21 protein-coding genes are annotated in these 20,857 nt (G+C 46.8%); 18 read left to right on the top strand and 3 right to left on the bottom strand.

Annotation, left to right across the window (positions count from 1 at the left end):
* The 18 genes from CXF70_RS02005 to kduD all read left to right on the top strand — a co-directional run bounded on the left by CXF70_RS02005 (position 1) and on the right by kduD (position 18,147).
* Positions 1-1,530 carry a tripartite tricarboxylate transporter permease gene (locus tag CXF70_RS02005; RefSeq protein ID WP_101801290.1) on the top strand — a complete coding sequence of 510 codons (1,530 nt, stop codon included), beginning with the start codon at positions 1-3 and terminating at the stop codon, positions 1,528-1,530.
* Positions 1,531-1,790: 260 nt separating this feature from the next.
* The gene (locus tag CXF70_RS02010; RefSeq protein WP_084243778.1) at positions 1,791-2,588 is read left to right on the top strand and encodes a carbon-nitrogen family hydrolase; all 798 of its coding nucleotides are present in this window, start codon (positions 1,791-1,793) and stop codon (positions 2,586-2,588) included.
* Positions 2,589-3,127: 539 nt separating this feature from the next.
* Positions 3,128-4,327: a quaternary amine ABC transporter ATP-binding protein gene (locus CXF70_RS02015; protein WP_101801291.1), complete on the top strand. Its 1,200-nt coding sequence runs from the start codon at positions 3,128-3,130 to the stop codon at positions 4,325-4,327.
* Positions 4,320-5,180: an ABC transporter permease gene (locus CXF70_RS02020; protein ID WP_101801292.1), complete on the top strand. Its 861-nt coding sequence runs from the start codon at positions 4,320-4,322 to the stop codon at positions 5,178-5,180. The genes CXF70_RS02015 and CXF70_RS02020 overlap by 8 nt, the downstream gene beginning before the upstream one ends.
* 322 nt (positions 5,181-5,502) lie before the next feature.
* On the top strand, positions 5,503-6,429 hold the full coding sequence (locus tag CXF70_RS02025; protein WP_101801293.1) for a glycine betaine ABC transporter substrate-binding protein: 927 nt from the start codon (positions 5,503-5,505) through the stop codon (positions 6,427-6,429).
* A gap of 244 nt (positions 6,430-6,673) precedes the next feature.
* Positions 6,674-7,690 (top strand): LacI family DNA-binding transcriptional regulator, encoded by a 1,017-nt coding sequence (locus CXF70_RS02030; protein WP_101801294.1) that lies wholly within the window; start codon positions 6,674-6,676, stop codon positions 7,688-7,690.
* A gap of 41 nt (positions 7,691-7,731) precedes the next feature.
* Positions 7,732-8,370 (top strand): 3-hexulose-6-phosphate synthase, encoded by a 639-nt coding sequence (gene hxlA, locus CXF70_RS02035; protein ID WP_101801295.1) that lies wholly within the window; start codon positions 7,732-7,734, stop codon positions 8,368-8,370.
* Positions 8,354-8,911 carry a 6-phospho-3-hexuloisomerase gene (gene hxlB / locus CXF70_RS02040; RefSeq protein WP_101801296.1) on the top strand — a complete coding sequence of 186 codons (558 nt, stop codon included), beginning with the start codon at positions 8,354-8,356 and terminating at the stop codon, positions 8,909-8,911. Before hxlA ends, hxlB begins: the two co-directional genes overlap by 17 nt.
* A gap of 65 nt (positions 8,912-8,976) precedes the next feature.
* A complete protein-coding gene (locus tag CXF70_RS02045) occupies positions 8,977-10,014 on the top strand; it encodes a TRAP transporter substrate-binding protein (protein ID WP_101801340.1) in 1,038 nt (345 codons plus the stop codon).
* Positions 10,015-10,087: 73 nt separating this feature from the next.
* On the top strand, positions 10,088-10,570 hold the full coding sequence (locus CXF70_RS02050; protein ID WP_101801297.1) for a TRAP transporter small permease: 483 nt from the start codon (positions 10,088-10,090) through the stop codon (positions 10,568-10,570).
* The gene (locus tag CXF70_RS02055) at positions 10,567-11,859 is read left to right on the top strand and encodes a TRAP transporter large permease (protein WP_199172772.1); all 1,293 of its coding nucleotides are present in this window, start codon (positions 10,567-10,569) and stop codon (positions 11,857-11,859) included. Before CXF70_RS02050 ends, CXF70_RS02055 begins: the two co-directional genes overlap by 4 nt.
* Before the next feature lie 31 nt (positions 11,860-11,890).
* Positions 11,891-12,175, top strand: a complete 285-nt coding sequence (locus tag CXF70_RS02060; RefSeq protein ID WP_101801298.1) for a cupin domain-containing protein — start codon at positions 11,891-11,893, stop codon at positions 12,173-12,175.
* A gap of 91 nt (positions 12,176-12,266) precedes the next feature.
* Positions 12,267-13,679 (top strand): NADP-dependent phosphogluconate dehydrogenase, encoded by a 1,413-nt coding sequence (gene gndA, locus CXF70_RS02065; RefSeq protein ID WP_101801299.1) that lies wholly within the window; start codon positions 12,267-12,269, stop codon positions 13,677-13,679.
* Between the two features lie 69 nt (positions 13,680-13,748).
* A complete protein-coding gene (locus CXF70_RS02070; RefSeq protein ID WP_101801342.1) occupies positions 13,749-14,714 on the top strand; it encodes a sugar kinase in 966 nt (321 codons plus the stop codon).
* A gap of 40 nt (positions 14,715-14,754) precedes the next feature.
* Positions 14,755-15,711: a sugar kinase gene (locus CXF70_RS02075; protein WP_101801343.1), complete on the top strand. Its 957-nt coding sequence runs from the start codon at positions 14,755-14,757 to the stop codon at positions 15,709-15,711.
* Positions 15,712-15,737: 26 nt separating this feature from the next.
* Positions 15,738-16,355, top strand: coding sequence for a bifunctional 2-keto-4-hydroxyglutarate aldolase/2-keto-3-deoxy-6-phosphogluconate aldolase (locus CXF70_RS02080; protein ID WP_101801300.1), 618 nt, complete (start codon positions 15,738-15,740; stop codon positions 16,353-16,355).
* Positions 16,352-17,347, top strand: a complete 996-nt coding sequence (locus tag CXF70_RS02085) for a Gfo/Idh/MocA family protein (protein ID WP_101801301.1) — start codon at positions 16,352-16,354, stop codon at positions 17,345-17,347. Before CXF70_RS02080 ends, CXF70_RS02085 begins: the two co-directional genes overlap by 4 nt.
* A gap of 35 nt (positions 17,348-17,382) precedes the next feature.
* Entirely contained in the window at positions 17,383-18,147 is a 765-nt protein-coding gene (gene kduD, locus CXF70_RS02090) for a 2-dehydro-3-deoxy-D-gluconate 5-dehydrogenase KduD (protein WP_101801302.1), read from the top strand.
* Positions 18,148-18,223: 76 nt separating this feature from the next.
* Here kduD and CXF70_RS02095 read toward each other — a convergent pair whose 3' ends face one another.
* The 3 genes from CXF70_RS02095 to CXF70_RS02105 form a co-directional block, all read right to left on the bottom strand.
* Positions 18,224-19,096 (bottom strand): GGDEF domain-containing protein, encoded by an 873-nt coding sequence (locus tag CXF70_RS02095; protein ID WP_101801303.1) that lies wholly within the window; start codon positions 19,094-19,096, stop codon positions 18,224-18,226.
* A 244-nt stretch (positions 19,097-19,340) separates the two neighbouring features.
* Entirely contained in the window at positions 19,341-20,162 is an 822-nt protein-coding gene (locus CXF70_RS02100) for an alpha/beta fold hydrolase (RefSeq protein WP_101801304.1), read from the bottom strand.
* Between the two features lie 118 nt (positions 20,163-20,280).
* Positions 20,281-20,736: a hypothetical protein gene (locus CXF70_RS02105; RefSeq protein ID WP_101801305.1), complete on the bottom strand. Its 456-nt coding sequence runs from the start codon at positions 20,734-20,736 to the stop codon at positions 20,281-20,283.
* Between the last annotated feature and the right edge of the window lie 121 nt (positions 20,737-20,857).

The following is a 20,857-nucleotide window of genomic DNA, read 5'->3' on the forward strand; positions in this document are numbered from 1 at the left end:
ATGTCGGATTTATTTTTATTGGGAATTGCTGAAGTATTTCAGCTGCGAATTTTAATCGTCATTTTGATTGGGGTCGTTGTCGGCATTCTAGCAGGGCTGATTCCTGGATTTACTGTGGCGATGGCGATCGTCCTAACGTTGCCGCTCACATTCGGGATGGATCCGGTGGCGGGTGTGTCAGCAATGATTGGAGTCTTTGTCGGCGGTATGTCCGGCGGACTGATTACAGCAGCACTGCTCGGTATCCCGGGGACGCCATCGTCCATCGCTACAACTTTCGATGCTTATCCGATGTCGCAAAAAGGCGAGTCGGGCAAGGCATTGTCAATTGGAATCTGGGCTTCTTTCCTGAGCTCGATCATCAGCTTCTTCCTGCTGGTAAGCATCGCACCGCAAATATCGCGTTTTGCATTAATGATGGGTCCATGGGAAATGTTTTCTTTGATCGTTGTGTCCCTCACCATCATTGCGAGTGTCACTGGTGATTCCATTATTAAAGGGCTGATTGCAGGCTTATTCGGACTGCTGATTGCCACAGTCGGAGCGGATCCGATTACTGGTATTTCCCGCTTTTCGTTTGATTTGGCAACACTGCGGGCGGGGATCCCGTTCCTTGTCGTGCTGATCGGTATGTTCGCAATTTCCCGCCTGCTTCAATCTTTGGAAGCGAAGGAAATCAATAAAGACGATATCAAGCGCCAGGAAGACAAAATTAAGAATTTGAAGTTTGTCATGCGGCCGATAAAGACACTGATGGTTGTGTTGAAAAAGCCGGGTACGTTGTTCGGCGCTTCCACTATAGGTTCCATCATTGGTGCAATTCCAGGGGCGGGCGGCAGTATCGCCAACATCGTCGCCTATGACCAGGCGAAAAAATGGTCGAAGAATCCGGAGAAATTCGGCACCGGCTGCGAAGAAGGCATTATTGCCTCTGAAGCCGGCAACAACTCTACTGTCGGCGGTGACCTCATCCCAACGGTAGCCTTGGGTATTCCAGGCTCTGCCGTTACGGCAGTGTTATTGTCCGCATTGATGGTACATGGCATCACGCCAGGACCTTTACTAATCGTTAATGAACCGAATATCGTCGGTGGGATTTTCTTCGCCTTCCTGGTCGCATCTTTCTGGATGCTGATCACACAATTTTTGGGTATGAAGTATTTTATGAAAGTAACACAAATCCCGGTCCAAGTACTCGTGCCAGTCATTCTGGTATTGTGCGTGGTCGGTACTTTCGTACTTAATAACCGTTTTACTGATTTGTATATCCTTCTAGCTATGGGGTTGATCGGCTACATCTTTACCAAATATGATTTTTCTCTAGCCCCCGCTATTATCGGCGTCATCCTAGGGCCAATCGCCGAAGTGAATTTGCGGAGAGCCGCTATGGCAGACCCTGATTGGACGTTATTTTTCACCCGTCCGATTTCGCTCGTGTTCTTAATTCTAGCCGTCCTGTCAATTGTCTATACCGTTTGGCAGACGTACCGGACGAATTATCGCCTGAAAAAGTCAATGGGCGAGAAATAAATATAGGAAGAAGCTGTCGAGGAGATGCTCGACAGCTTTTTGTATGTGTTTAGCAAAGTTCATGGCTGACATACAATTGTAATAAACATGTCATCTGAAAAGATGGACTTTACTGCCTTTTAATGGGTATTCTTGAGATACGATACTGAAATGCGTGGATTTATATTTGTATAATATTGTTAATGTCTTGGCCTAGAGACATCCAACAAGAAGTTCCAGCTGCAAATCAGTGTAAATAAAGCCTGTGGGGAGAGGTTCAGATGAAATACTCTATTTACCAGATGGACATTATAGCTGGAAAACCTGACGCAAATCGCATGAAGGTCAGACATTGGCTTGAAGCAGAGATGAAAGAGAATAAGCCCGATATTGTGGTGCTGCCCGAAATGTGGACGACCGCTTATACGCTGAAAGCCCTGGACAAAGTCGCCGATACCAACGGCGCAAAGACAAAGAGTTTCCTGAAGGAATTGGCATTGACGTTCAAAGTGAATATTATCGGCGGTTCCGTCGCCAATCAGAAGGACGGCAAGTTTTATAATTCATCCTTTGTTTTCTCGCGGAACGGCGACTTGGTATATGAATACGATAAAGTTCATTTGGTGCCGATGCTCAATGAACATGACTTTCTTGCCGGCGGCGAAAAAGTGCCGGAAGTATTCGAACTTGAAGGCATCAAAATGGGATTGATCATCTGCTACGATTTGAGATTCCCGGAAATCGTCCGGAGCCTCGCGCTGGACGGGGCACAGGTTCTCCATGTGGTAGCTGAATGGCCGGCAGCAAGAACCCGCCACTGGAAGGTGCTGCAGACGGCACGGGCAATCGAAAACCAGATGTATGTGGTTTCCGCCAACCGTGTCGGTGAATATGACGGAGTGGAGTTCGCGGGTGCATCGATGGCCATTGATCCATGGGGAGACGTACTCCTTGAGGCCAGTGAAGAAGATGAAGAAACCTTATCGATTTCTCTGGATCTGGATAAAGTAGAGAAAGTACGCAAAGAAGTGCCTATCTTTACCAGTCGTGTACCGCATTTATATAAGAAAGAAATATAAGAGCGATAGCCAATTTTATAGCCAATATCAACGCTGTTCCGATGGAAATTTCCGTCGGACCAGCGTTTTTTATTCGGGGAAAATCCGCTGTTTGAAGTCAAGAAATGCGGGCGAAATCACCTCTGAATTACGCTCCTCAAAAAATATTTTAAAAAATTTAAACAAAGTATAGTCCTAAAGAATCAGATTTTTCTATCAACTTTTTGAGCTCCCGCCATAGAGCGAACGAGGCCTTTAATTATAATAAAAAATTGCGTTTTTTAAAGGTGGTTTTTGCAGGTAAAAAAGCCTTTCGTAAGCCGTAATTTTAGAGAACCGATTTGAAATCATAGGTAATTAAGCGTATAGTTGTGAACATGCGGCTTAGGTTATTTGGCACGAAAAGAGTTTGTTTACATAGGTTTTTGTTTGATTGACGACAGAAAAAGGCGGATTTTCTGCGTAGCATAAACAGCCTGCAAATAGATTGAGGCACAAGAGATTTTAAAAACTCTTACAGCCATGAGAAGCAAAAAAATGGTAAAAGAGGTGTATGAAACATGCCAGTCATAAAAGTGGACGGCTTGTCGAAAGTATTCGGCAAAAATGCAAAACAGGCTTTAAAGTTATTGGAAGCAGGCAAGACGAAAGAAGAAATACTGAAACAGACAGGCAGCACCGTCGGCGTAAACCGCGCTTCCTTTGAAGTGGAAGCTGGCGAGATTTTCGTCATCATGGGATTGTCCGGAAGCGGCAAATCGACATTGGTTCGGCTGCTCAACCGATTGATCGATCCGACGGAAGGCCATGTAATCGTAGACGGGGAAGACCTCGCGACGATGAACAAAAAAGACCTTCTGCGTGTGAGACGTACGAAAATGAGCATGGTATTCCAGAAATTCGCACTTTTCCCGTTCCGCTCGATCCTGGAAAATGCAGAATATGGCTTAGAAATACAAGGGATGGCGAAAGAAGAGCGGAGCCAAAAAGCCCGCACGTCGCTTGAAATGGTCGGATTGGGCAATTATATCGACCAGTATCCAGCACAGCTTTCCGGCGGAATGCAGCAGCGCGTCGGTTTGGCGAGAGCGCTTGCCAACGACCCGGAAGTCCTGCTGATGGACGAAGCGTTTTCGGCACTGGATCCGCTGATCCGCAAAGAAATGCAGGATGAACTGCTGGACCTTCAGGAAAAGATGAAGAAAACCATCATTTTCATCACGCACGACTTGGATGAAGCACTCCGCATCGGCGACAAAATCGCTTTGATGAAAGATGGCTCGATCGTACAGGTCGGTTCACCGGAAGAAATCCTGATGAACCCGGCAAACGATTATGTAGAGAAATTTGTTGAAGACGTGGACCGTTCAAAAGTCCTGACGGCTTACAACATCATGAAACGTCCGGAAACAGTCAACATCGAAAAACATGGTCCGCGGGTTGCGCTGGAACGGATGCAAAAAGAAGGCATCTCCAGCATTTACGTAACAGACGGCAAACGGAATCTGAAAGGCTATGTAACGGCGGATGACGCATCCACTGCACTCCGCAGTGATGTGACGAGCCTGATGGCGATTCTGAAAACAGATGCGCCGACCGTCACGAAAGATACGCTGATGAACGCCATCTTCGAAATCAGCCACAACTCGCCGGTACCGATTCCGGTCGTGGAAGACGGCAAATTGCTTGGGATCATCGTGCGCGGCGCGGTCATTTCAGCACTGGCAGGACAGGGTGAGGTGAATTTGACACATGCTTAACTTCATGGAGAACATCGAAAAATTGCCTTTAGGTTCATGGGTATCCGATTTTACAGGATGGATTTCCGACAGCTTCGCGTTCCTGTTCGATCCGATCAAAAATGAATTCGGGGACGGACTGGAAAGTTTCGCCGACATGCTGGCGGCAGTGCCGCCGGTCATCGTCATCTTGATCGTTGCGGTCATTGCATTCTTCCTCAGCGGCAAACGATTTGGCCTTGCCGCGTTCTCGGTCGTCGGTTTGCTGCTCGTCTGGAACCAGGGGCTTTGGGAAGAGCTTATGCTGTCCTTCTCCCTGGTGCTCGTCGCCAGTTTGCTCTCGGTCATCATCGGTGTGCCGATCGGCATCCTGATGTCGAAGAGCAAAGTTGCCGAGAACATCATTACACCGGTTCTCGATTTCATGCAGACGATGCCCGCATTCGTTTACTTGATTCCTGCGGTCGCATTTTTCAGCATCGGGATGGTGCCCGGAATTTTCGCCTCCCTGATTTTCGCGACACCGCCGACGGTCCGGTTTACAAACCTCGGTATCCGTCAGGTATCGGAAGAATTAGTGGAAGCAGCCGACGCATTCGGCAGCACCGGTGCACAAAAATTATTCAAAGTTGAATTGCCGATGGCCAAGACCACGATCATGGCCGGCATCAACCAGACAGTCATGCTGGCCTTGTCCATGGTGGTCATCGCATCGATGATCGGCGCCCCTGGACTGGGCCGTGAAGTTCTCTCGGCTCTGCAGCGCGCAGACGTCGGAACCGGCTTTGTCGCCGGTCTTGGGATTGTCATCCTGGCAATCATCATCGACCGTTTCACGCAAAGCTTCTCATTGAAAAAAGGAACGAACATCTGAACCAGCTGGAATCTTTTCTTATAAAAGTTGAACTAAAGAATCAGTATCGATATGACGCGCCGGCGCTAGATAAATCTCTAGAGATATGGAGCAAAACAGCGAAGACTCCCAAGGGAGTAGAACCTGAGTTGGCTTGTCAACTCAGGTTCGAGCGAAGTGCTGAGATCCACTCGGGCGAGGGTAGCGAGCCCGAGTTAGCTTAGCGCAAGCCCCTAGGAAAGCGAAGCAGTTTTGCGGAATCTCGGTTACTGTAGTTTATTGTTTCAGCTTCTATACAAGAAAATACCATACAATTTTAAAGAAAAAGGAGATTGATCTATTTATGAAAAAAGTACAATGGAAACATTTAGGTTTAGCATTTGCAGTAACACCAATGATGCTGCTTGCAGCTTGCGGAGATGACGAAGCAACTACGGACGAAGGAACTGCCAGCGATTCAGGCGAAGTGAATTACGGCGAAGAAATGGACTATAAAATCACAGGCATCGAACCTGGTGCTGGTGTTGTAGCAGCGTCTGAAGCAGCTACTGAAGAATACGACAGCCTTGAAGGATGGGAAGTTGTAACTTCTTCAAGCGGCGCGATGGCGACTGCACTTGGCGAAGCGATCGACAACGAAGAACCGATCATCGTAACGGGCTGGAGCCCTCACTGGAAGTTCCAGAAATATGATTTGAAATACCTTGAAGATCCAAATGGTGTCTTCGGCGACGCTGAAACGATCAACACAATGGTACGCCAGGGATTGGAAGAGGAAAATCCTGAAGCTTACACAATTCTAGACCAGTTCCAATGGGAATCAGCTGACATCGAAAGCATCATGCTGGAAGTTTCCAACGGCACGGCTGTAGAAGATGCAGCTGCTGCATGGATTGAAGAAAACAGCGATAAAGTGGCGGAATGGACTGAAGGCACGGAAACTGTTGATGGCACAGAAATCGAACTTGCATATGTGGAATGGGACACTGAAGTCGCTTCTACAAATGTAGTGGGCCAAGTGCTTGAAGCTCAAGGCTTTGACGTAACATTGACTCCACTTGACAACGCTGTAATGTGGTCAGCAGTGGCTGAAGGCCAGGCTGATGGAATGGTGGCAGCATGGTTGCCAGGAACTCACGCTACACAGCTTGAAGAGTATGGCGATCAAATGGTGAACCTTGGTGAAAACCTTGAAGGCGCTAAAATCGGATTCGTTGTCCCTTCATACATGGACATCGATTCAATTGAAGACCTTACGCCAGCTGAATAATGGAATAAAAGATGACCGAACCTCCGAGAGATTTTTTCTTGGGGTTCGGTTTTTTTGTTATAAGGAAGAAACCTTGATTTATGAGGATTACTTTTCGACAGCAGATAAGAAAAAACAGATTTTTTTGAAAAAAGGGTTGTAAAGCGCTTTCATTTTTAATATACTTGGTAAAACAACTTACTAAACCGGTTTAGTAAACCGATTTAGTCGAATTATAGATATTTTCAAGTTTGGAGTAGATGTTATGAAAGCGGTTACGATGGCAGATGTCGCCCGACATGCAAATGTCTCAAAGAGTACTGTTTCCCAATACGTAAACAATAGATTCGATTACATGAGTGAAGAAACGAAGAAAAGAATAGAGCAGACAATAATTGAACTGGATTACCGCCCGAATATTTTAGCGCGGAGCCTGAAGCAAAAATCCACTACGACCATCGGCGTTATTGTCGCGAACATCCTCCATACTTTTTCCACGCAGGTTATCCGGACCATTGAAGATGAATGCAATGAGGCGGGTTTTCATGTGATGGTGTGCAATGCGGACGATGATCCGGAAAAAGAGAAGAAGTATATCGAAATGCTGCGGGCCAAACAAGTGGATGGCATAATCATCCTTCCGACCGGCAATAACATAGCCCTTTATGAAGAGATGGTTAAAAGCAAATATCCTGTCGTGTTTGTAGACCGCACCGTTCCGAATATGAAAATCCCTTCAGTCATGCTCGACAATGAGAGAGCAGCCGGACTTGCAGTCGAACATCTGCTTCAGAATGGTTATGAAAGAATTGGAATAATAACAAATGTAGTGAAAAATGTTACACCGCGGGTCGAGCGGATCAATGGTTATAAAAATGCCCTCGTAAACAATGATGTATCCGTTAATGAGGATTATATCAAGAATTTAGAAGTTACTCAGGTAGCCCAGGGCCTCCAGGAAATGCTTCTTCTTCAGCCGCCTCCCCAGGCAATTCTGGCAGGAAATGATTTGGTGCTGATCGAAGTGCTGAAACATATTAAGCGCAAAGAAATTCAAATTCCATCGGAGCTGGCAGTCATCGGCATAGATGAAGTATCGTTTTCAGAGTTCTACGAACCACCCCTCACCATTGTAGAACAGCCGACCATTGAAATCGGTAAAAAAGCGGCAGAACTGCTGCTGAAGATAATCACGGATAAAGAATCCGTACCTGAAGAAGAAATTTACCGGTTTGAACCAGTTTTGAACATAAGAGAATCGAGTAAGCGAATCCAATCTTAGAATAGCCATGGAAATGATTATTTCATGAAAGGACAGATCAGATGAACTTTCAATTAGCGCTGGACCGTTTAACACGGGAACAATGTTTTCAATTATTAAGAGAAACTGAGTCATCGGTTGATTGTATTGAGGTCGGCACAGGTGTCATCAAAGAATACGGCATGGCGATTGTCCGGGATATCAAAGCAGCGTATCCGGAAAAAATACTGGTCGCTGACATGAAAACTTGTGATGCCGGCAAACATGAAGCGATTCAAGCTTTTGAAGCTGGGGCGGATATTACCACAGTTATGGCTTTTTCAGCGGACAAAACAATTACCGAGACGCTGAAAGTTGCAGAACAGTATGGCAAACGGATCATGATCGATTTGCTGGGGGTAAAAGAGCCTGAACGGCTGAGCGAGCTGCAGAATTTAGGTGTCGATCTCGTCAGCCTTCATTACGGTAAAGATATGCAGCTTGAAGGAGAAATGAAAGATGATCTGTTTTCTCTGACAGAACATCTGGAAGGTATGGAGATTGCTATCGCCGGTGGCATCAATAAGAAGAGTCTAGCGGATTTATTGGACAAACCGCTCCATACCGTAATCATTGGCAGTGCCGTAACAGCTGCACCAGATCCGGAACAGGCGGCAAAGGAATTGAAAGGGGTGATGAACCAGCATGAAATCAATCATTGAGACGGTGGCGGATGAAGTTTCCACTGTTCTGTCGAATATCGATGAAAAGGAAGCGCTTCATCTTTCAGAACGAATAAATGCAGCTAACCGAATATTTGTTTACGGTGAGGGGCGTTCGGGACTTATGGGGAAAGCATTTGCCATGCGGCTGATGCACGGCGGATTTACTGTCTATGTAATTGGTGAAACCATTACCCCGAGCATTGAAAAAGGAGATTTGCTGATTGCCATTTCGGGATCTGGTTCTACTGGCGCTGTTATGCAATTCGTTTCTAAAGCGAAAGAAGCAGACGCAGAAGTCTTTCTGGTGACGACCAATAAAGAATCGAAGCTTGCAGAGATGTGCAGCGGAGTACTTATTGTCCCGGCAGCGACGAAATACAGGAGAGAAAGCGAACCGCCTACTATCCAGCCGCTTGGAAACCAGTTTGATCAATCAGTGCATTTGCTGCTTGATGCCATCATTATTTATTCGATTCAAAAAGACGGACAGACATCCAGCCACGAGAACATGAAAAACCGTCACGCCAATCTTGAATGAGAATTGGCTGAAAAAAATAGACTAAGCAATTCAAATAGAAAAATTAGGAGGAAATAAAAATGAAAATGAAAAAACTAGTGTCAGTACCATTTGCAATGCTTTTGGGTGTATCAGTTGCGTTAGCAGGATGCGGCAGTGAAGAAGGTTCGGGTTCAGGTTCTGAAGGGGACGGCGCAGAAAAGATCAAGCTGATTGCAGCGCATAACCAGACAACGCCAGATACGCCATATGGTGTAGGGTTGGACAAATTTAAAGAAGTGGCAGAAAGTGAATCAGACGGAAACATCGAAGTGGAAGTTCACGAAGGCACAATTGGCACCGAAGAATCCGAACTGGTTGAAAAACTGAAATTGGGAGCCGCTGATGTGGTATTGGTTTCCCCAGGCTTTATGACGCAAACAGGCGTAAAAGAAGTCGATTTGTTTGCCCTTCCATATTTGTTCGACAGCTTTGATCATTGGGAACAAGTAGTGGATGGTGAAGTCGGAGAAGAAGTAGCTTCGATTGTAAATGAAAAATCGAATAACGACTTTAAAATTGTCGGTTACTGGTCTGCTGGAGTCAGACATTTCTATGGAAAAAAACCGCTTGAAACAATGGATGATTTAAATGGAATGACAATCAGAACACAAACTTCCGGTGTAGTTTCCGACTTCTGGAAACAAACAGGAGCAGTCCCGACTTCTGTAGCGTGGGGCGAATTGTACCAGGCATTACAGCAAAACGTAGTGGATTCAGCTGAAAACGCATATCCATATTTCGTGGCACAAAATCACCACACGACTAAAAACGGAAAATATACTACAGAAACGGCACATGATTACACAACAAGATTTTTACTGGTTAACGGAAATGAATTTGATAAGTTAACGGAAGAACAGCAAGAAATCATTTTGAAAGCTGCCGATGCTTCTGTAGCCGCTGAACGAGAAGCGTTATATGCACAAGAGGAAGAATACAAAGAGAAAGCCATCGCTGAAGGCGCAGAAGTAAGTGAAATCGATACGGCACCATTTGTTAAAATCGCTGAACCGTTGCAGGATGCAGCTGCCAAAGATATGGGTGTAGAAGAATTGCTCCAAAAAGTAAGAGACTTAAAATAATTTATTGATCAGCAGAGGGGAGATTGGGCTTGCCTATTCTTCCTTTTACTCTGTTGGAGGAAGGTCGGTAATCATGATAAAAACCTTGGAAAAAGCACAGATGATGCTTGGCGTCGTTATGCTGTCGATATTCTTTATCGCCATCATGATTCAAATCGTTTCCCGCCATATGGGCATTTCCATCATTTGGACAGAAGAAGTGGCAAATTATTCGTTTATCTGGTCCGTGTTCATGGGAGCTGCCGTAATGGTGAATCAGCGTGAACATTTCAGTTTCGATTTTCTGGCCTTGAAATTAAAAGGCGTTAAAAAAATCGGCCTTATTCTACTGCTCGACACCATTGTCCTGCTTTTTGCAATCGGTTTGCTGTATTACGGAATACAGGCAGCAAGCACATTCTGGGACTACAATTGGGTGGCTTTGCCAGAGATGAAGATGGGCTACGTATGGGTTGCGCTGCCAATCACAGGTTTAACAATGGCGATTTACACGCTGGGCCATATCTTTAATGGCTTTAAAGACTTCAAACAGGTGAAAAGGGGGGCCAGTTCATGATAGGCATCTTACTTGTCGTTTTATTCCTGGTCCTCATGTTAATAGGGGTACCGATCGCATTCGTTATCGGGATTGTTTCGTTCATCGGCGTTCTGAGCATTGAGACATTGCCGGAAGTTACGGTTCCGATCAAGATGCTGAACGGAATCGATTCGTTCGTACTTCTTGCCGTTCCGCTGTTCATATTGGCGGCAAACTTGATGAATCACGGGAAAATATCACAAAAACTGATTGATTTAGCCCTTTCCGTTGTCGGCCATATAAGAGGCGGATTGGCGCATTCGAATATTTTGGTCTCGATGATGTTCGCAGGAGTATCAGGTGCCGCACAGGCGGATACAGCTGGTGTCGGTAAAATCCTCATTCCGAATATGAAAAAGCAGGGGTACGATACCGAAACAGCGGTAGCGGTTACAGCTGCATCCTCTACGGTCGGTGTTGTCATTCCGCCAAGTATTCCGATGATCATTTTCGCCGGATTGACGAACGCCTCAATCGGTGCTTTGTTCTTGGGTGGAATTGTGCCGGGAATCCTGATCGGTGTCAGCATGATGATTTTCGTTTATTTCATGGCGCTGAAAAAAGGGTATCCGCGGTCGGAAAGATCGTCATTAAAATCATTCTCAAAACTGTTTCTTCAGTCATTCCCGGCATTGCTCACGCCAGTCATCATTATCGGCGGGATCATCACCGGATTCTTTACAGCGACAGAAGCCGCTGCAGTCGCATCCCTTTATACGTTTGTCATCAGTATGTTCTATTATAAAACGTTGAAATTAGCTGATTTGCCAGGGATTTTAAAAGATACGCTGGCTCTAAGTTCCCTTTCACTGTTTGCGCTGGCAGCAGCAAGTGCACTGGGTGAATTGATGAGTTATTACCAGCTTTCGGTCATCGCCCAGCAATTCTTCGTGGACAACGTAGGGGCGAAATGGGTGTTCATTTTGATCGTCATCGCGTTCTTCTTGTTCATCGGAACGTTCATGGACGCGATTCCGGCAATGATCCTGTTTGTGCCGATCATCTTGCCGACAGCCACACTGTTTGAAATGGACCCGGTACACTTAGGGCTCATCGTGGTCATCACTTTGGCGATCGGGTTAATCACTCCGCCATACGGTCTGTGTCTGCTGCTTGCGGCGAAGATCGGGGATTTGAGTATTGAAAGGTCTATGCTGGCAGTTCTGCCATACATTGCAATTATTCTGGTAGTTCTTCTCTTCGTAGCTTTCTTCCCGGAAATTGCGTTTTACTTGCCTAAATTAATAAATCCGGACTTATTTCTATAGGTGACAGGGGATTTAAAGAAAGGAAGATTCGATGGTCACTAGAGAAATTTTATCGAGCGAAGGTTCTGTCATGGTCGTTAAAGTACGCCTGGCAGAAGGATTTGCAGGAGATGTGGATCAGCACCCTGAAGAGCAGGTCACTTACATTGTAGAGGGTCAATTGGAGTTTGATGTCGAGGGGGACAAACGGATTTTAAATCCGGGAGACACACAATATATCCCTTCAAACAGCAAACACCAGGTAAAAGTCCTGAAAGAATGTGTCCTGTTGGATGTCTTTACGCCGATCCGGAAAGATCTATTGGCTGGAAGCTGATAGACAATAGCAGCAGGGAGAGGAAAAACGCCTCTCCCTATTTTTTATCATTGCGTGCATAAAAGTTTCTTCTAAATAAGGAGCTGGAAGAATGAATAAACAAAGTATTGGTGTTATCGGATTGGGAGTTATGGGGAAGAATTTGTCGTTGAATCTGGAAAGCCGAGGTTTTTCTGTTTCCCTTTTCAATCGCTCTTTTGAAAAAACGAAAGAATTCATAGATGAAAAAGGTGCACAGAAACGCTTTTTTGGATATGGCAGCTTGGGTGAATTTGTGGAATCGCTGGAGCGTCCGCGCAAGATTCTGCTGATTGTCAAAGCGGGAGCGGCTACAGATGAAACGATTGCCTCACTGGTGCCGTATCTCGAGCAAGGCGACATCATCATCGATGGCGGAAATTCGCATTTTAAGGATTCGATGAGACGATCAAGGGAAGCGGCGGACAGAGGGCTGCATTTTATGGATATCAGTTTTTCGGGAGGAGAAAAAGGGGCATTGGAAGGTCCGGCAATCCTGCCTGCAGGCCCGAACGAAGCTTATGAACATGTGAAGCCATTATTAACGGCAATTTCGGCGAAAATCGAAGGAACCGCGAGTTTCACGCTTCTCGGTCCTGCGGGAGCCGGGCATTACGTGAAAATGGTTCATAACGGCATCGAATACAGTGATATGCAGCTGATATCTGAAGCATATTTCCTGCTGAAAAAAAGGCTTGGTCTGACTGCTCAGGAAATTCATGAAGTGTTTGCAGAATGGAATAAAGGCGAATTGGACAGTTATTTAATTGAGATTACAGCCGATATTTTCTCGAAAACCGATCCTGAAACGGGACGGCCGTTGATTGAAATGATCAAGGACACGGCCGCGCAGAAAGGCACAGGAAAATGGGCAAGCCAAAACGCGCTGGATCTCGGAGTTCCGTTATCGATCATTACAGAATCCGTTTTTGCACGCATCATGTCTTCTTTAAAAGAAGAGCGTATGCGAGCTGCCGATTTGATCGACGGACCGGCTGGAAGGAATGTGGCCGGTAACCGGGAAGAGTTCATCGAAGCAGTGCGTAAAGCGTTGTACATGGGCAAAATCTGCGCATATGCACAAGGATTTGCGCAGATGATGGCAGCTTCCAAAGAATATGGCTGGAATCTTCCGTACGGTGATATCGCGATGATGTTCCGTGCAGGCTGTATCATCAGAGCGCAATTCCTGACGAAGATTAAAGAAGCCTATGACCGGGATCCACAACTTTCCAGCTTGTTATTGGATCCTTACTTCAAGGGAATCATCGAAAACTATCAGCCGGCGCTGCGACAGGTTTTATCCACAGCAATTCTCGCCGGCATTCCTGTACCGGTGCTGTCGAGCGCACTGGCTTACTTCGACAGCTACCGCGCGGCAGAACTGCCGGCAAACCTGCTGCAGGCGCAAAGGGATTATTTCGGGGCGCACACCTATCAGCGGACCGACAAAGCCGGCACGTTCCATACGGATTGGCAGGCATAAAATAGAGGATAGATGGATATCTGCAATCAGATTCACGAATATAATTTGCCTGAAGGGAAGGTGAAACAGATGAACGAAATTGATGTATTTACACTGGGTGAATCGATGGTCGTTTTTCAGCCGGAGCGGATGCAGTCTCTGGAATATGTCCAGCAGTTCCCGAAACGGATGGGAGGCGCTGAATCGAATGTTGCCATTGGATTATCGAGGCTCGGACATAAAGTCGGGTGGTTCAGCAAGCTTGGAAACGATTCATTCGGGCAATATGTCCATAAAACGATACGCGGCGAAGGGGTTGATACTTCAACCTGCAAGTTCACGGATGAGGCTCAGACGGGTATCCTTTTTAAGGAGCAGCTATCCCCGGAAGACATGAATGTCTATTATTACCGGAAAGGATCAGCGGCCAGTCTGATGGCGCCTGAAGATTTGGATGAATCGTATATAGCCGGTGCTAAAGTTCTTCATATTTCGGGAATTACACCTGCCTTAAGTGAAACGTCTTATCGGACAGCGATGAGAGCAATTGAGATTGCCAAAGAGAACGGCTTGAAAATCGTCTTTGACCCCAATTTGCGCCTTAAATTGTGGGCACCGGAAACAGCAAAAAAAGTGCTCAATGAAATTGCCGCACATGCGGATGTCATTCTGCCGGGTTTGGACGAAGGGCAATTCATGACCGGTAAAACCGAAATAGAAGACATTGCAGAAACCCTGAGGGCAGGCGGTGATAAAATCATTATCATCAAAACCGGCAGTGACGGTGCCTATCTGCACACAAAAAATGAAACTGCTTATGTAGCCGGATTTCCGGTAACGCAAATCGTTGACCCCGTAGGTGCGGGAGACGGCTTTGCTGCGGGGATTATCAGTGGACTGTTAAAGCAGGAACCGCTGCAGCATGCAGTAAAACGTGCCAATGCAATCGGAGCGCTGGCGGTGACTGTCCACGGAGACTATGAAGGGCTGCCGACTTCTCTTGCAGTGGAGCAATTCATTCAGCCGGATAAATCAGCAAAAGATGTTAAACGATAATATAAAAAAATTCCGTGCGGAATAGAGAGGGGTAATGGTTTTGTCAAAAACATTTGGTGTTTTTACAATGGGTGATGCGATGATTACGTTCGATCCGGCAGAAACAGGCCCGCTGCGGTATGTGCCAAGCTTCACCCGCAAAGTTGGAGGAGCAGAACTGAATTTTGCAATCGGCTGCGCGAGGCTGGGGCTTCATACGAAGTGGGCCAGCAGACTGGGGGGCGATGAATTTGCCCGAGTCATTTACAATTTCGCGCGAGGCGAAGGCGTGGACATGACGAATGTTGAGTTTGTTAAAGGATATCCCTCATCCCTGAACTTCAAAGAAGTGCGGGAAGACGGATCGGGGAAAACGTTTTACTACCGTTATCAGTCGCCGATCCTGACACTTGAACCGGCAGACATCACTGAAGAGATGTTTGGGGATATCGATTTGGTCCATCTGACAGGCGTCTTTCTGGCCATTGACCCGAAAAATCTGGCAATCGCAAAGCGCGTCCTGGAAATTGCACAGCAGAAAGAGATTACGGTTTCATTTGACCCGAATATCCGCCTGAAACTATGGTCACTGGAACAGGCGCAGGCCGCTTATCAGGAAATTTTCCCATTCGTCGATATTCTTCTGACAGGTCTCGACGAAATCGAGATGATCATTGGCGATGCTTCAACTGAAGCCCTGGAAAACTGTGCGGCCAAGTATGATATCGAGCAGCTTGTGATCAAAGACGGCAGCAACGGAGCCAAAGTGCTGACTGACGGAACCTGGCATGAAAAAGAGGCCTTTTCTGTAAAACCGATCGACACGGTTGGTGCTGGAGACGGTTTTGACGCAGGATACGTTTATTCGGTATTGAACGGATATGCCCCGGAAGAAGCACTCCGGTTCGCCAATGCGGTGGGAGCTCTCGTCACGACTGTATCGGGAGACAATGAAGGTCTGCCGTATCTGGAAGAAGTAAGAGCATTTTTGGGCGAGGAAAAAACGATTGAACGGTAAAACAAAATAGACAGGAGGACATCGATATGCAGAAATATTCCATTCTTTCACAGCTGGCAGAAACAAAAGTGGTGGCAGTCATCCGCGGCAACAGCGCAGAAGAAGCCATTGAATTATCAAAGGCTGCAATCCAGGGCGGCATCCGTGCCATCGAACTGACTTATACGACACCGCAAGTCGGGAAAGTATTTGAAGCGCTTGCCGGAGAAAATGTGTTGCTCGGCGCAGGATCTGTGCTTGATACAGAAACTGCGCGCCATGCCATTTTAGCAGGAGCAAAGTTCATCGTCAGCCCAAGCTATATGGAAGAACTCTCACCTATGTGCAATCGCTACAGCATTCCTTATTTGCCGGGTTGTACGACCATCCGGGAAATGGTCAAATCGCTCGAAGGCGGCAGTGATATCATCAAGCTGTTCCCTGCAAATAATTTTGATCCGTCCTTCATCAAATCCATCAACGGCCCGCTCCCGAATGCCCGCGTCATGCCTACTGGCGGCATTAATCTCAGCAACATGAAAGCCTGGCTGGATGGCGGGGCGGTTGCAGTAGGGATTGGCAGTGATCTGAACAAGGCTTACGCAGCGGAAGGCTTTGAAGCGGCAGTCCAACTCAGCCGGAAGTACATGGAGCAGGCGCGATGAGATTAGCCACGATCGGCACCAACTGGATTACGTCCCTGTTCATCGAAGCGGTGGAAGAAACAGCCGGAATCGAACTGGCGGCTGTGTATTCCCGTTCGCAGCAAAAAGCCGAAGCTTTTGCGGAGCAGCACAGCGCTCCTTTGATTTTCACGAATTTGGAAACGATGGCTGAGAGCGAAGAAATCGACTGTGTTTATATTGCATCTCCCAACTCGCTGCATTTTGCGCAGACGATTCTGTTTCTTGAGAATAAAAAGCATGTGATTTGCGAAAAGCCGATATTTTCAAATACAGCTGAATTTGAAGCGGCGCATCAAAAAGCGGAAGAAAACGGTGTTTTCCTTTTTGAAGCGCTGCGCGGAATCCATACGCCGAACTTTAAAGAATTGAAGGAACAACTGAATTCAATCGGTAAAGTACGAAATGTTCTGCTGCATCGCAATAAGTATTCATCACGGTACGAAGACGTTCTGCGTGGAGAAGTGCCGAATATTTTTTCGCTGCAGTATTCCGGCGGCGCGCTGGTGGATCTGGGTGTTTATCCGTTGTCGATTGCTGCAGCATTATTCGGAAAACCAGATAAGAGCTCCTATTCTGCTGCGATGCTGTCGACAGGAGTTGACGGGAGCGGGTCACTCGTCCTTGAATACCCGCAATTCGTCTGCACCATTCTTTGTTCCAAGATATCGACTTCTTATAATGGTTCAGAGATTCAAGGGGAACAGGGAACGATACAGATCGATGATACCGGATCACTTGCTGAAATTAATCTCATCGATAATCAATCCGGCGAGCGGCATGCCATTGGAGAGATTCAATCAGCCAAGAATATGAAATACGAAATTGCTGAATTCCTTCGCATTATCGGGAATGCGGATTGGGCAGAATATGGGAAATTGACGCAGATTAGCCGTGAGATACTTGAAATTACAGAAGCAGCCAGAAAGCAGAATGGTATCTTCTATCCTTCCGATAAAGAAGAAATGCGGTAAATGAGAGGAAACAAAATTACTCAGGAGGCGAAAAGATGTCATTTTCACTTGAATCGTTTTCATTAAAAGGAAAAACAGCATTGGTGACGGGTGCCAGAACGGGTATCGGGCAAGCGATCTCAGTTGGATTGGCAGCAGCCGGTGCGCATCTCTTGCTGCTCGGCCACCGCGACAACCTCGATGAAACCAAAGCGAAAATCGATCAGCTTGGCGGAACGCATGAAACCATTTTGCTGGACTTGAGTGAGGTTTCATTGATCCGGGAAAAGCTTGCTCCTGTACTGGAAAAGTACGATATCGATATTCTGGTCAATAATGCGGGCGTCATTCACAGGGAACCAGCCACGGAATTCAGTGAAAGTGAATGGCTGCGTGTCATGGATGTCAACATCAATTCCGTCTTCATCTTGTCACAGGAAATAGGAAAAACGATGGTGCAAAGAGGGAGCGGTAAAATCATCAACATCGCTTCACTTCTTTCATTCCAAGGTGGTATGTTCGTTCCCGCCTATACGGCGAGCAAGCACGCGGTAGCGGGATTAACGAAAGCTCTGGCAAACGAATGGGCTGGCAAAGGGGTGCAGGTGAACGCTATTGCCCCGGGATATATTGAAACAAATAACACAGAAGCGATTCGGCAGGACGAACACAGGAATCAAGCCATCCTGGACCGCATTCCAGCGGACCGCTGGGGAGAAGCAGATGATCTTGCGGGAACTGCCGTGTTCCTGGCTTCAAAAGCAGCGGATTATGTAAATGGACATGTGCTTGTAGTCGACGGCGGCTGGATGGGCAGATAAAAAAGCGCAAATATATATTAAAGGGGCACCGGGAGATTTTCTCCAGGTGCCCCTTTTTTAACGAAATTATAGAACATCAACAACCCCCAAACACCTCAGAAGCCTGAACCTCACCCTGTTGCTGAAACAGATAATAAGAAAGGCCTTCCTGTTTCTTGGCTTCGTACATGGCGAAATCGGCTTTGCGGATCAGTTCGGCCAGGTCTTCGCCGTCAGCTGGTGCCGTGCTGACACCGATGCTGGTCTGCACTTGCTGCAAGCTGCCGCTGATCTCAAATGGTTCAAAGAAGAGGGCCATCAATTGTTCGGCAAGGTCTTTGCCCGTGAATTTCTCTGACAGATTGGCGACCAGCAGAAATTCATCACCGCTCAGGCGCACCAGGAATTCATCTTCTGCGAGCGCGGCTCTTACTCTTTCAGCCACCACCATCAGCACTTTGTCTCCGTAGAGGTGACCGTGCTGGTCATTAATTTCCTTGAATTTGTCCAGATCAAAAAACAGGAAAGCAGTCCGGTGGCGGGTCAGCCGCCCGAAGTTCTTCCGGTAATATTGCTTTAGAAATTGCCGGTTCGGCAAGCCGGTCAACTCATCATGAAGCACTTCGTCATTTTTTTCTTCCAAATGTTCAAGGGCGCAGTTCACATCATCTGCCAGCAGGCCGATCATATCGCGACCTGAAAAATTCACGCGGGCACTGTAATCTTCTTCCTGAATGCGGGCGAGGATGGTCCTGAAATGCCCGATAATCGAGCGAATAAAAGCATAATTTATTAGAAAAATAGCCGCGGCACTAATCAGACCGGCTCCAAGTGCCAATAAATACAGGGATAACACTTCTTCTTCCGGCACTGTGATAAGGAAACGAACAATGGCAGCGAAAGCAAGCCCGATAAGCGAACCGGTTCCCAGGAAAGCTGCAAACATATAAACACTATAATTTTTACGCATGTTAAATCCCGCTTTCTCCTAGATGCTGAATTCATTTTTGCAGGTCATTTCTCACTTTATAATAGGACTATACACTAAATAAGGATAGCAGAATAGTAAGTACTAAGACCTAACTTTTAGTTACCCCTCTAGACTTTTAAATAAACCCAAAGAGCAGAGGGAGCCGGTCTCTTCTATATAAATACGAAAAGTATCGGGAAATAGATCATAAGGGATATGCTTTCGAACCTAAAAAGAACGATGCCTAAGCATCGTTCTTCAAAAAACCTTCGAGCAGTTCATTGAATTTGTCGCTGTGTTCCCAGAACATCAAATGACCGCCGAGTATTTCAACGCGCGCTTCCGGCGAAATCCGCTGCATGAACGAACGGGCTGTTTCTCCCCAATGTTCGGCGGCGATCGTCAGCGTCGGCACCTGCTCGATCAGCAGTTTCGCTTCTTCCCGGTAATCCGAGAACATGCCGGCGGCGAACAAGTTGGATGCGATATAATACGGCGTCGTGAGCGCTTCTTCGATGATCCACTGCAATTCATCTTCAGTCAATTCGCGCTGCACCATGACTTCAGTGGCGTACTCGGTGATGAATGCCCGCTGGCCCTCCGGATTGCGTAAGTTCTGTGTATAGGCGCCGGCTATTTCTTCAAGCGGCCCTTCGACCCAGTCGTTTTCATCATCACGTGACAGCGGCTTCGGCGACAAATCGACGATGACGGCCGCTTTCACATTATCCGTACCGTTCTGCCGAATATACTCCCACACCGTCAAACAGCCGAACGACCAGCCGAGCAATGTGACATCCTTCAAGCCCAGCTCACTGATCACTTTCGTCACATCCTTGCCGTGGGTGATGTAGTCGTTGCCCTGCAGGGACATCGTCGACCGCCCCTGGCTCCGCGGATCAATCGCAATCACACGATGCGTCTTCGAAAAATGCTCCACCTGGCTCGCAAACGCCTTGGCGGAAAATACCCAGCCGGGAATCAGCACGAGCGGATCGCCGCTCCCGACATCCTGCACGAATAATTCCACTCCGGGATCCACTTCGATATACTTGCCATTCGTCATACTGAATCGCTCCTTTTCGGAAGATATTTAAGGTCCATGTATGTCGTATTCCCTGATAATCCCTTTTGGAACCTTTAAATAAATGAAAAAGGAGAGAGGCATTAAGGAAATCCCGTACTCAATCTTTTAAGGCTTTCGCAGCCAATTGCTTAGCCCGCAGCTCTTTCAGCCACTTCCGATATTTCCGCTCATCGACCTGCCATTCCCGAATGGTCTCCTGCAATCCGAGCAGCTCCTTTATATAGAAGAAAATCTCCTCGGAAAATATGCCGTCACTTCCAGCCAGCCCGTAATAATCCCAATACGGATCCATCGTTTCATCCAGCCATTCCAGCAAATCGCTCTTCTTCGGATAACCGAAATAGATACTCTTATGCAAATCGCCTTCATAATTCTGCATCCAATCGATATAGGCGATTCGCAGCATATCGTAATCATCGATATAGGGATGGCTGAAATCGTCCGGCCCATCCTCGAACTTTTCAAAACACTCATTCGAACAGAACACATTGCCCGCACTGTCCACACGGCGCTCTACCCGCGGCTTTTTCCTGCAAACTTTACACATCTTCATATCCATCACTCCTATGTCGTTGGTAATGGGCAGTATACATAGGGATTCGGAAAACTGTTATATGAAATTAAAGATTCAACTTCAAATGAAAAAGAATCCCGTAAAAATTTCTTCGGGATCC

Origin of the sequence: Planomicrobium sp. MB-3u-38 (assembly GCF_002836425.1) — a bacterium.
Classification (GTDB): domain Bacteria; phylum Bacillota; class Bacilli; order Bacillales_A; family Planococcaceae; genus Planococcus; species Planococcus okeanokoites.

Bases quoted from the DNA above. Each gene is read 5' to 3' on its own strand.
- CXF70_RS02105 (WP_101801305.1), bottom strand. From the start codon at position 20,736: ATGAAGATGTGTAAAGTTTGCAGGAAAAAGCCGCGGGTAGAGCGCCGT.
- CXF70_RS02050 (WP_101801297.1), top strand. From the start codon at position 10,088: ATGATAAAAACCTTGGAAAAAGCACAGATGATGCTTGGCGTCGTTATG.
- hxlA (WP_101801295.1), top strand. From the start codon at position 7,732: ATGAACTTTCAATTAGCGCTGGACCGTTTAACACGGGAACAATGTTTT.
- CXF70_RS02095 (WP_101801303.1), bottom strand. From the start codon at position 19,096: ATGCGTAAAAATTATAGTGTTTATATGTTTGCAGCTTTCCTGGGAACC.
- CXF70_RS02005 (WP_101801290.1), top strand. From the start codon at position 1: ATGTCGGATTTATTTTTATTGGGAATTGCTGAAGTATTTCAGCTGCGA.
- CXF70_RS02020 (WP_101801292.1), top strand. From the start codon at position 4,320: ATGCTTAACTTCATGGAGAACATCGAAAAATTGCCTTTAGGTTCATGG.
- CXF70_RS02015 (WP_101801291.1), top strand. From the start codon at position 3,128: ATGCCAGTCATAAAAGTGGACGGCTTGTCGAAAGTATTCGGCAAAAAT.
- CXF70_RS02010 (WP_084243778.1), top strand. From the start codon at position 1,791: ATGAAATACTCTATTTACCAGATGGACATTATAGCTGGAAAACCTGAC.
- CXF70_RS02085 (WP_101801301.1), top strand. From the start codon at position 16,352: ATGAGATTAGCCACGATCGGCACCAACTGGATTACGTCCCTGTTCATC.
- CXF70_RS02100 (WP_101801304.1), bottom strand. From the start codon at position 20,162: ATGACGAATGGCAAGTATATCGAAGTGGATCCCGGAGTGGAATTATTC.
- CXF70_RS02030 (WP_101801294.1), top strand. From the start codon at position 6,674: ATGAAAGCGGTTACGATGGCAGATGTCGCCCGACATGCAAATGTCTCA.
- kduD (WP_101801302.1), top strand. From the start codon at position 17,383: ATGTCATTTTCACTTGAATCGTTTTCATTAAAAGGAAAAACAGCATTG.
- gndA (WP_101801299.1), top strand. From the start codon at position 12,267: ATGAATAAACAAAGTATTGGTGTTATCGGATTGGGAGTTATGGGGAAG.
- CXF70_RS02060 (WP_101801298.1), top strand. From the start codon at position 11,891: ATGGTCACTAGAGAAATTTTATCGAGCGAAGGTTCTGTCATGGTCGTT.
- CXF70_RS02080 (WP_101801300.1), top strand. From the start codon at position 15,738: ATGCAGAAATATTCCATTCTTTCACAGCTGGCAGAAACAAAAGTGGTG.
- CXF70_RS02025 (WP_101801293.1), top strand. From the start codon at position 5,503: ATGAAAAAAGTACAATGGAAACATTTAGGTTTAGCATTTGCAGTAACA.
- CXF70_RS02070 (WP_101801342.1), top strand. From the start codon at position 13,749: ATGAACGAAATTGATGTATTTACACTGGGTGAATCGATGGTCGTTTTT.
- CXF70_RS02055 (WP_199172772.1), top strand. From the start codon at position 10,567: ATGATAGGCATCTTACTTGTCGTTTTATTCCTGGTCCTCATGTTAATA.
- CXF70_RS02045 (WP_101801340.1), top strand. From the start codon at position 8,977: ATGAAAAAACTAGTGTCAGTACCATTTGCAATGCTTTTGGGTGTATCA.
- hxlB (WP_101801296.1), top strand. From the start codon at position 8,354: ATGAAATCAATCATTGAGACGGTGGCGGATGAAGTTTCCACTGTTCTG.